The organism is Ornithinibacillus californiensis, assembly GCF_001038485.1.
Lineage (GTDB): Bacteria > Bacillota > Bacilli > Bacillales > Amphibacillaceae > Ornithinibacillus > Ornithinibacillus californiensis.
Map to the genome: position 1 here is coordinate 61,077 of NZ_LDUE01000019.1, position 8,942 is coordinate 70,018.

An 8,942-nucleotide genomic window follows, 5' to 3' on the forward strand; every position below is an offset into this window, starting at 1 on the left:
TAGCATTATAAATACATTTCTCGACCAGTAAAACCATCATTCACCAACCAACTGGTACCCTAAAACAAACTTTCCAGCATTTGTCCCATATCCCAAACCGTAATAAACTTAACTCAACAATAAAAGCAGGAGGGACTAATATGCCAAGAAAACACCGCGTCTGGTTCCCAGGTGCCACTTATCACATCACAGCTCGAGGGAATCGCAAGGACAAAATCTTTTATGAAGAAAAAGACTACGATAACTATTTAGAGCTATTAACAGATATCAAAACACGAGAGCCATTCAATCTCCACGCCTACTACCTTATGCCAAACCATATCCATCTACTAATGGAAACGATAGACACTCCCCCAAGTAAGATTATGAAATTCATCCACATGAACTACGCTATCGGGTTCAACAAAAAGTACGACCTCACTGGCCATCTCTTTCAAGGGAGATACAATGCAAAGCTCGTAATGGATGATGAATACTTCCTTCAAGCAAGTAAGTATATTCACCTCAATCCAAGCGAAGCAAACATTGTAAAAGCTCCTGAAGATTATCGATGGAGCAGCTACAGAGCATTTATGGACCAATCCCAGTCCACTTTCATAACCACAGAAAAAACGTTAGACAACTTCAAGTCAAATCAAGATTACATAGAATTTGTCCTAAGAAAAGAAGAAGCCATAGAACCTAAAAAAATAAACTGAGTTGTTGAGTTACCCACTCAATTATTTCTAGCATGCACCTTGATTTCCTCTATTAAAGCTCTCTGCAATTCATCTTCAATTGAATGATGCATTGGATCCCTCCTCTTCTTACGATGTAAAATCTACCATACTCGTTTTAACGATGCTATAATACTAGTATAAAAGTCCTAGACTTTAATAATCTTCTTGGAGGGGAACCTAGTGAAAAGAAAAGCAGCAATTCTAGTACTAGCTATCATCGCAATTTTTGCTTTATCAGCTTGTGGTAGTGTTAGTTCTGGCGGTAATGATTACATAAGCATCGTGCAAGATGGTGCATTCTTCGATTATCCGGATACTTTTGTTGGTGATGCATTTGATGATTTCTTCATCGATCCAACTTGGGAGTATTTTGTTTCAGAGGAAGATGAACACATCGTAGAATTTAATGGAGAAGCAGAGTATATCGGTGAGAATGTTAATATCTGCCTACAATTTGAAGTAAACCCAGATACCGATGAATTTGAGGTAGTATGGGCAGACATTAATGAATACGAAATGTCTGATGCTGATTATAATGATTTAATTGATACAATCTTTAGCTATTAACTTTTGAAGGGACAGTCCCTCACTTCTTTAGCACTTTAAAGCGGTGAGGAACTGTCCCTCTTATTAAAAGTCATCTGGATTCGAACCACGTCTATCATTAATATTCAATCCATCAATCTGTGCCATATCTTCATCTGTTAATACAAAATCAAATATGTCTGCATTTTCTCGTATCCTCTCTGCCTTCACAGATTTAGGAATAGTAATGACATTGTTTTGAATATCCCAGCGGAGTATTACTTGGGCTACCGACTTTCCATGTTTGTTGGCAATAGCCATCAAAGTAGGCTCATCAAGTAGATCACCACGTTTTAATGGTGACCAAGCTTCCAACTGAATGTTTTGACTCTCACAAAACGCCTTTAGTTCAACTTGTGCCAAATGTGGATGATATTCCACCTGATTCACCACTGGCTTAATTTTGCATTCCATCAATAAATCTTCCAAATGATGAATATGGAAATTGCTTACCCCAATGGCACGAACTTTTCCTTCATCATACAACTTCTCTAAAGCACGAAACGTTTCCTTGAACTTCCCTCGAACTGGCCAATGCACTAAGTAAAGGTCCAAGTATTCCATGCCAAGCTTCTCTAAGCTCTCATCAAAAGCTTGTAAAGTCGATTCGTAGCCTTGTTGGTCATTCCACACTTTAGAAGTAATAAATAATTCCTCACGAGGAACACCTGATTCGCGTACTGCCTGGCCGACACCGCGTTCATTTCCGTATAAGGATGCTGTATCGATGCTTCTATAGCCTAAAGCAATTGCTGCTCGCACCGCCTGAATGACTGTTTCGCCATCCTCCACTTTGTAAACTCCGAGACCAAATCCTGGCATTTTCACACTGTTATTTAAGATAACCTTATCATTTAGACTAGAAATCATTCCACTACCCCTTTCTAGAGGGTCAGTCCCTCTTTAGATTAAACTAACTCTCTAATAGATTCGATCACTTTAGATTCTTGTGTCGTATGGTCAATCACTAGCGATTGGGTTCTAATTTGGGAGGATTCTTTCTTAACACCTTTTAGGAACAGCGTATCCGTAATCGCCGTTGCAATAAATAATCCTTGTTCACTTGCCACAAGGTCTTTATGACGTAAAACTGTCTTCGGATTCGAAAGCCCCATCGCAAGGCAGCGCTCATATTCTTTTTCATTACGAAATGCTAAACGAGCTTGCATCTCACCACCAAGACATTTCACTGCAACAGCAGCTAACACGCCTTCAGGTGCTCCTCCAACGTTATAAAGCATGTCGTATTCTTCCGGATTAATAGAAGGAAGTAGTGACTTTAAAACATCCCCATCTTGAAATATTTCCACGTTAACGCCATTTTCCCTCATTATTTGTATTGCTTCATCGTGTCTAGGACGGTCTTGAATGACTACGCACAGCTGGTCTAAGCGCTTATTTTTAGCCTCTGCCACAGCCTTTAAGTTATGTAAAAGTGGTGCTTCCAAATCAATAACACCTTTGGCTTCTTTCCCAACAATCATTTTCTCCATATACATGTCCGGTGCATGTAGTAATGTCCCTCTAGGAGCAGCTGCAATTACCGCAATACCATTATCCTTGCCTGCTACGGTAGGTGTTGTCCCATCAATCGGGTCCACTGCAATATCTAACTTTGGTCCAGTTCCTTTTCCAACCTTTTCATCAATATATAGCATTGGTGCTTCATCAATTTCTCCCTCACCAATGACTATGACACTATCCATCTCTATTTGATTTAGCTGATTGCGCATAGCAGTAGTCGCAGCCTGATCAGCAGCAATTTTGTCCCCTCTACCTACCCAAGGTAATGTCTGGATTGCTGCTTCTTCTGTAACCTTTAAAAACCCATTCAATAAATGATTCATTCGTCACTCTCCGTTGTTATATATCAGTTTATGTATCTATCATACTATAATATACTTTTGGTGAAAATTCTATTTGTCGCCTTCATATACTTCCTAGCTATAATTAACATCTCCAATGCTAACTTTCAAAAGTCCATCAAAAAGGAACTGCCCTTAAAGTCAAAATACTTTAGGGGCATGACTATTATCTTATTATCTAACGCTTTCCAAACAACGCCATTGCCAAAAATCCAACCCCGACCCCAATAAGCGATCCAGCACCTGGATTATCAAACAGCATACCAATTCCTACTCCTAAAACGATACACCCAACAAATGCAATTCCACCACGTTCGTAATTCATCTTTTTCTCCCCCAATGTATGTATTATTTCAACTTTCTCTTACTCTATATTCGTCATTAGAGGTCAAAATTCCTTTATGACACCGTTTTTGTGCGTATAAAAAGACACCGACTGCTATCGTGGAATAAAGCAATCCGTGTCCTTTTATAAAAATAGGGGGTATATATAAACCAGATATCATCTGACGACATACAAAAACATCATTTATCATAGTACCCATTATAGAGAAACTTTATTACATCAACATTAACCCATTGTAAAGTCTTCGTTAATTCATCTAGTTTACATAATGAGGGACAGTCCCTCCCCTATTGATATTCGCTTAGCCAATTGACTAGGGCTTCGATTTCTTCCTCAAGTAAATTAGTTTGGGGTGGCATTTGGCCTTTACCGTTTCGGATAATTTCTTCTAGTTCCTCCACCGAATACGCCGAACCTATCGTATCCAATCCAGGACCTGAACCACCTGCCAAATCTGCTCCGTGACAGGAAGCACAATTCATCTCATAGACTTCATTTGGAGCGATACTAGCTACCCAATTTTCATACGTATTCTCTGTAATGTATTCATAAGTGAACGTTCCATCAGTAGTAACGACCTGGTCTTCACCTAGTTTTATCAAACTACCCGGAAGCGTATTGACGTATTCAACTCCATTACCGCTCATTTGATAGATATCCGTGACAAAATATGAATACCCATCTTCATACAGGATCTCTGCCCAACCATCTTGGTTAATGTCATACACATAAATATATGGTGCATTCTCAGCCCAAGCGTTAGTAGAAGTTTTTACACCATTTAATTCCACAGTAATATATACTTCCTGATTATAGTAAGGATCATCGTACTCAGGGCCAGCTGTTAACGTAATCGTTTCCAACATGCCATCCCCATTTAAATCAGCTTGATCCGATACTGAAAAGTCGAACATGCCAGGTGCTTCAATCAGCATATATTCACCTGCAGGCTCTAAATCTATTCCATCAGCTGGTTCCGTTGCCCCGAGATAATACACATCTTCTACCTCTGTTATATAAAACTTCCAGGCTCCATCTTGCTTCCTAAACGTATGAATATTCACCGTCGTATTATCATTAAAGACTTCCCCGCTAACCAACGTAGTGGTCTGCGTCACTCGTACGACAACTTCCTCCGAGTCAATGGACAGAAATTCAACTTCATCTATCTCATAATGTAACTCATGCTTAGCAAACAAATCTTGAATCGTCGCTTCTGTCTCCCAATATACCTCATCAAACAACGATTCCTGAAAAATTGTTGCCATATATGCCTCTACATCCCTGTTTTCTAGCGCATTAATATTATCATTAATAACCGCGATAATGGCATTCTCAATCTCCTCAGAGGTTATTGATGCTTCTTCCTCTTCCCCAACTTCTTCAACAAAATTATTGGATGGAACACTGTCTACAGTACCGATTTCAGGGATAAGATAGATGACGGCTACAACAATTCCATACCCAATTAAGGCAGCAACACTAATCCAAAAGCCTCCCCAACTAGGCCCACTTCTCAAACTAACCATTGCCTCAGCCTTGTCACCATACTTTGCCTTTATCTTTTTCACTTGTCGCTTCGCATGATTACGGTACATTTGGTTTCCATGAATCCCAAGCATGATAGACATCGCAAGACCAATACTTGAATCGATGACAGCACTATCGACTTCCAATAATACAACCGTTAGGTCTATAACGACATAGATTGATAGAATGACCAGAAGCGTTCCATACATCTTTCGGTAGCCTAACCAAAATAGCGATAAGAAAAATGCCGCCCAATTCCAAGTGTTTCTCCCTTTTCCCCACTTGGTTGCATAGAAATCCGCTTTTCTTTCTCCGACATAGCGAAGCACGAAATCATCTTCGGTATCGTTCATGATGGGCAAGGTTGGTTGAGCTGTTTGTGAATCTATCTCTTTTTCTATTTCATATAAATCATCAGTGCTCTCTAACGCATGCCTTGACGCTTCGTTTGCCACTTCTGCTTGGTCAACGCGATCCTCCTGGCTACTAACGATATCTAAAGGTTCTCCACAAACATGACAAAATCTAGCATTCTCATTTTGCTTCTCTCCACAATTTGAACAGTACAACATACCACCCCATCACCCAAAAATATCCTAATTTATCCAACATTATATCACAGCGGGACTGTCCCTCCATATGATATATCAACGGATGCGTACCATCTTTTTAAAACTTGATGTAGGTCAAGGAAAAAAGTAGCTATTTTCACTACATTTAATGTAAGGAGGTGCTTAAGATGGATGAATATTATTATGAGATTGACCGAATGATCAATGAGGGGCTTGGCGGAGGATTTATTTTTCATGATAACCACTGGAGACAATTTGATATTCCTTACGATTCCAAGTTAATCAATCGAAAGGAAGAGGAGGAATAAAAGATGGATTTGTCAATTAGTCAGTTTGTTATGGAAGCACCAATTCTGTTTATCGTGACCATTGTTTCTTTTTCCATTTCTATTTTGTTAAAAAACACACCTAGTCCCCCAACAAATCACCAAGAATGATAAAAACGGAGGTAGAAAAACATTTTTATAATCACAATTATTTGCAGCATCAGCAATTTCTAAAGACACGGCTTCCTACTCAATTGGAAACTAGTGTCTACTTTTTCCTTACCTCACTTTACCACTTTAGCAGAGTGAGGGACTAGAGTGAGAGACTGTCCCCTCACCTATTAATCATGTATAATTTGATTAAAACCTTCTACAATAGGTGGTTATAATATGAATTATCACTATAAGTTTGCTGGTGACCGGGCGATTCTTGTTGTTTTCGGGGATGAATTAAATGAAGTAACTAGTAAAAAAGTTAGAAAGCTTGCTGAATTGGTCGACGGGCAGAAAATACTGGGGATCGAGGAAGTTATTCTTGGTTACACTAGCCTTCTTGTAAACTATAATCCTATCAAGATTTCATATACTTCTCTTCAAACTACTTTAGATAACCTAATCTTACAAATTAATTTAACTGAAAATGAAAGCTCCAAAACAATAGAAATACCTGTCCTTTACGGTGGAAATCTTGGACCGGATCTCCCTGAAGTGGCAAGACTCAACAACCTCAAGGAAGCGGATGTTATACAAATTCACACAGAGTCAGAATATACCGTATATTTTCTAGGATTCACCCCAGGGTTTCCATTCTTAGGTGGCATGTCTAAAAAAATCGCAACACCAAGACTAGAGAACCCTCGAAAAAGGATTGAAGCAGGCAGTGTCGGAATCGCTGGATACCAAACTGGAATTTACCCGGTAAATAGCCCCGGTGGTTGGCGACTAATCGGGCGCACACCTATCTCCTTATATGATCCGAACACTAAAAATCCTTTCCTTCTTTCGCCTGGAGACATTATCAAGTTTAAATCCATCACGAAAGAAGTATATGAGGAACTAGTCAAAACCACTAAAAAAGGTGGGAGATTCGATGTTTAAAATAATAAAACCCGGCCTGTTAACAACCGTCCAAGACTTAGGAAGAAAAGGTTACCAAAAGTATGGTTTAGCAACATCCGGCGCGGTGGATTCCTATGCCCACCGCATGGCAAATATACTCGTGGGAAACCAGGATGGGGATGCTACGCTTGAAGTAACCTTGATGGGACTGCAAGTAGAAGCTTTGAAAAATTGCATCATTTCGATTACTGGTGGTAATTTCAACCCTTGTATTAATCATATTCATGTTCCCATGTGGACCACATTAAAGGTAAAAAAAGGGGATATTTTAGACTTCACAGGCTACACATCGGGGTGCCGAGCGTACATCGCTGTTGCTGGAGGCATACAAGTGGAGGAATTCCTTGGAAGTAAATCCACCGATACAATAAGCGGAGTTGGCGGAATCGAAGGTAGAGGATTAGAGAAAGGGGATATCATCCATACAAATGGCACCACTCGTGTGAAATGCCATTACAATAGAAGCCTTTCACCAAGTCTTATTCCAACCTATCCGGATAATATTAAAGTCCGCGTATTGCTCGGCCCCCAGGATGATGCATTCACAAGTAAGGGCTTAGAAACATTCTTTTCATCCGAGTACATCGTCTCCAAGGACTCTGACCGAATGGCCTGTCGTTTAGAAGGCCCAAAAGTGGAGCACGCAACTAGTGCTGATATCCTCTCCGAAGGGATGTTTCAAGGAGCTATTCAAGTTCCAAAAAATGGTCTCCCCATTCTGTTTCAAGCTGGAAGACAGAGTGTTGGAGGCTATACCAAAATCGGTGGCGTAATTACTGTTGATCAGCCAAAAGTTGCACAATTGAAGCCTAGAGACCGCATTACCTTTGAACAGGTCACGCTACAAGAAGCACATGCATTATTACGAGAACAAGAACGGCTATTTCAAACTCTGAGAGTTCATTCCTAAGGAGGATATTATGGAAAGAAAACAAATCGATATTAACTGTGATATGGGAGAAAGCTTTGGACCCTATACTTTAGGAAATGATGAAGAGGTCATGAAGCTCGTATCATCCATTAATGTTGCCTGTGGCTTCCATGGCGGGGATCCAGACGTAATGGACCATACAGTAGCATTAGCAAAAAAATATGGAGTTGGCGTTGGTGCCCACCCCGGATTCCCCAATCTACTTGGCTTCGGCCGATGGAATATGGATATTCCTCCAAAAACGCTAATCAACATCATCATCTATCAAATTGGTGCACTGGATATATTCTGTAAAAAGCACGGCATTACGTTGCAGCATGTGAAACCACATGGAAATTTAAATAACATGGCAGATACAGATACCGTAATTGCCACAAGTATTGTTGAAGCAGTTCAATCAGTGAACACAGCGTTACCGATTTACGTTAAGCCAAACTCCGAACTAGAGAGAATTGCCAAGGAAAAAGGACAGCCTTTTCTATTAGAATTGTTCGCGGATAGGGCTTATAACAATGATATGACATTGGTTTCCAGAAGAGAGGCTGGGGCAGTGATTACTGATCCTCATCAGGCAGCTGCAAATGTGGTTAGAATGGTGAAAGAAAACCGATTGACAGCTATTAGTGGGGAGGTTTTGGAAGTAAAAGGGCAGACGATTTGTGTGCATGGAGATACTGTAACTGCTGTAGAAATGGTAAAAGTCCTCCTACAGATACTAGAAAAAGAAAATATAATAGTAACTTCGGGAGTGTAATATAAACTGTGTAAGTAAGAGAGCGTACGGCTCTTACTTCGCAGTTTATTTTTTTATTGTTAAACTAATAATATATGAATTGGGGGAGTTGTTTCTAATGGCAAAATCTAAACGTGATCCACAATCAGTAGAGTTAGCTAATAGAATAATAGAACAATACCAACCAGAGTCCGTACAAGACATGCAGAATGCACTGAAAGACATATTTGGTCCTATGTTTGAAGCTATGTTAAAAGGAGAAATGAATCATCATCT

At 39.8% G+C, this 8,942-nt stretch carries 11 protein-coding genes and 1 pseudogene; 8 read left to right on the forward strand and 4 right to left on the reverse strand.

What is annotated here, in order from left to right:
• Nucleotides 1-140 precede the first annotated feature (140 nt).
• Together TE34_RS04460 and TE34_RS04465 are read left to right on the forward strand one after the other, a co-directional pair.
• Nucleotides 141-698, forward strand: coding sequence for an REP-associated tyrosine transposase (locus TE34_RS04460; protein ID WP_047983623.1), 558 nt, complete (start codon nucleotides 141-143; stop codon nucleotides 696-698).
• Between the two features lie 201 nt (nucleotides 699-899).
• A complete protein-coding gene (locus TE34_RS04465) occupies nucleotides 900-1,286 on the forward strand; it encodes a hypothetical protein (RefSeq protein WP_047983624.1) in 387 nt (128 codons plus the stop codon).
• Between the two features lie 63 nt (nucleotides 1,287-1,349).
• On the opposite strand, the gene TE34_RS04470 is transcribed toward TE34_RS04465, so the two are convergent.
• The 4 genes from TE34_RS04470 to TE34_RS20565 form a co-directional block, all read right to left on the reverse strand.
• Nucleotides 1,350-2,174 (reverse strand): aldo/keto reductase, encoded by an 825-nt coding sequence (locus TE34_RS04470; RefSeq protein WP_047983625.1) that lies wholly within the window; start codon nucleotides 2,172-2,174, stop codon nucleotides 1,350-1,352.
• Nucleotides 2,175-2,212: 38 nt separating this feature from the next.
• The gene (gene glpX, locus TE34_RS04475) at nucleotides 2,213-3,151 is read right to left on the reverse strand and encodes a class II fructose-bisphosphatase (protein WP_047983626.1); all 939 of its coding nucleotides are present in this window, start codon (nucleotides 3,149-3,151) and stop codon (nucleotides 2,213-2,215) included.
• 196 nt (nucleotides 3,152-3,347) lie between these two features.
• Nucleotides 3,348-3,494: a hypothetical protein gene (locus TE34_RS21185; protein WP_169749083.1), complete on the reverse strand. Its 147-nt coding sequence runs from the start codon at nucleotides 3,492-3,494 to the stop codon at nucleotides 3,348-3,350.
• A 308-nt stretch (nucleotides 3,495-3,802) separates the two neighbouring features.
• On the reverse strand, nucleotides 3,803-5,614 hold the full coding sequence (locus tag TE34_RS20565; protein ID WP_053074972.1) for a DUF2628 domain-containing protein: 1,812 nt from the start codon (nucleotides 5,612-5,614) through the stop codon (nucleotides 3,803-3,805).
• A 170-nt stretch (nucleotides 5,615-5,784) separates the two neighbouring features.
• Between TE34_RS20565 and TE34_RS21190 the strand changes: the two genes are divergently transcribed.
• From TE34_RS21190 to TE34_RS20935, 6 genes and pseudogenes are all read left to right on the forward strand, one after another.
• On the forward strand, nucleotides 5,785-5,925 hold the full coding sequence (locus TE34_RS21190) for a hypothetical protein (RefSeq protein ID WP_169749084.1): 141 nt from the start codon (nucleotides 5,785-5,787) through the stop codon (nucleotides 5,923-5,925).
• A 3-nt stretch (nucleotides 5,926-5,928) separates the two neighbouring features.
• Nucleotides 5,929-6,054, forward strand: coding sequence for a hypothetical protein (locus TE34_RS21595; protein ID WP_269083147.1), 126 nt, complete (start codon nucleotides 5,929-5,931; stop codon nucleotides 6,052-6,054).
• 219 nt (nucleotides 6,055-6,273) lie between these two features.
• Complete coding sequence (pxpB, locus tag TE34_RS04485; protein ID WP_047983627.1) at nucleotides 6,274-6,981, forward strand: 5-oxoprolinase subunit PxpB; 708 nt, start codon at nucleotides 6,274-6,276, stop codon at nucleotides 6,979-6,981.
• Nucleotides 6,974-7,912 (forward strand): 5-oxoprolinase subunit C family protein, encoded by a 939-nt coding sequence (locus tag TE34_RS04490; protein WP_047983628.1) that lies wholly within the window; start codon nucleotides 6,974-6,976, stop codon nucleotides 7,910-7,912. Before pxpB ends, TE34_RS04490 begins: the two co-directional genes overlap by 8 nt.
• A 10-nt stretch (nucleotides 7,913-7,922) precedes the next feature.
• Nucleotides 7,923-8,687 (forward strand): LamB/YcsF family protein, encoded by a 765-nt coding sequence (locus tag TE34_RS04495; RefSeq protein WP_047983629.1) that lies wholly within the window; start codon nucleotides 7,923-7,925, stop codon nucleotides 8,685-8,687.
• A gap of 97 nt (nucleotides 8,688-8,784) precedes the next feature.
• Nucleotides 8,785-8,942 (forward strand): annotated as a pseudogene (locus TE34_RS20935) (IS256 family transposase); the annotation flags it as partial.

Bases quoted from the DNA above. Each gene is read 5' to 3' on its own strand.
- TE34_RS04470 (WP_047983625.1), bottom strand. From the start codon at position 2,174: ATGATTTCTAGTCTAAATGATAAGGTTATCTTAAATAACAGTGTGAAA.
- TE34_RS21185 (WP_169749083.1), bottom strand. From the start codon at position 3,494: ATGAATTACGAACGTGGTGGAATTGCATTTGTTGGGTGTATCGTTTTA.
- TE34_RS04460 (WP_047983623.1), top strand. From the start codon at position 141: ATGCCAAGAAAACACCGCGTCTGGTTCCCAGGTGCCACTTATCACATC.
- TE34_RS21190 (WP_169749084.1), top strand. From the start codon at position 5,785: ATGGATGAATATTATTATGAGATTGACCGAATGATCAATGAGGGGCTT.
- TE34_RS21595 (WP_269083147.1), top strand. From the start codon at position 5,929: ATGGATTTGTCAATTAGTCAGTTTGTTATGGAAGCACCAATTCTGTTT.
- TE34_RS04490 (WP_047983628.1), top strand. From the start codon at position 6,974: ATGTTTAAAATAATAAAACCCGGCCTGTTAACAACCGTCCAAGACTTA.
- TE34_RS04495 (WP_047983629.1), top strand. From the start codon at position 7,923: ATGGAAAGAAAACAAATCGATATTAACTGTGATATGGGAGAAAGCTTT.
- pxpB (WP_047983627.1), top strand. From the start codon at position 6,274: ATGAATTATCACTATAAGTTTGCTGGTGACCGGGCGATTCTTGTTGTT.
- glpX (WP_047983626.1), bottom strand. From the start codon at position 3,151: ATGAATCATTTATTGAATGGGTTTTTAAAGGTTACAGAAGAAGCAGCA.